Annotated in this window: 1 protein-coding gene; it reads right to left on the reverse strand. The window is 49.4% G+C overall.

All coding sequences use genetic code 11. The features are described from left to right. A partial coding sequence (locus tag ACTJKB_RS30950; protein ID WP_440838048.1) for a glutamate--tRNA ligase family protein occupies nt 1–413 on the reverse strand: 413 nt, incomplete at both ends.

The following is a 413-nucleotide window of genomic DNA, read 5'->3' on the forward strand; positions in this document are numbered from 1 at the left end:
CCGCCCATTCTCCATAGTAGCCGGTCTGCACTTTTTTGGCTTCCTGGCTCTTTCTGATTTCCTGGATTTCTTCCTCTGAAACAAAACACGGGTATGCTTTTCCTTCTTCCATTAATCTTCGGACCATGGCCCGATAGATATGTGCGCGCTGGCTTTGAATATAAGGACCGTATCTGCCAATTTCCTCACTCAACCCAATGGGACCTTCATCAAAATGAATCCCATAGTGAGCTAGCGCTTGAATAAGACTGCTGACGCCCCCTTCAACTTCTCTGCGCTTGTCCGTATCTTCAATCCGCAGATAGAAGCACCCTCCAGTTTGTTGAGCTAAGCGTTGGGAAATTAACGCAGCAAAAACTCCGCCGATGTGTAAGAAACCGGTCGGGCTCGGGCCGAACCGGCTTACAAGCGCT

Origin of the sequence: Paenibacillus sp. 22594, assembly GCF_052044425.1 — a bacterium.
GTDB lineage: Bacteria > Bacillota > Bacilli > Paenibacillales > Paenibacillaceae > Paenibacillus_AQ.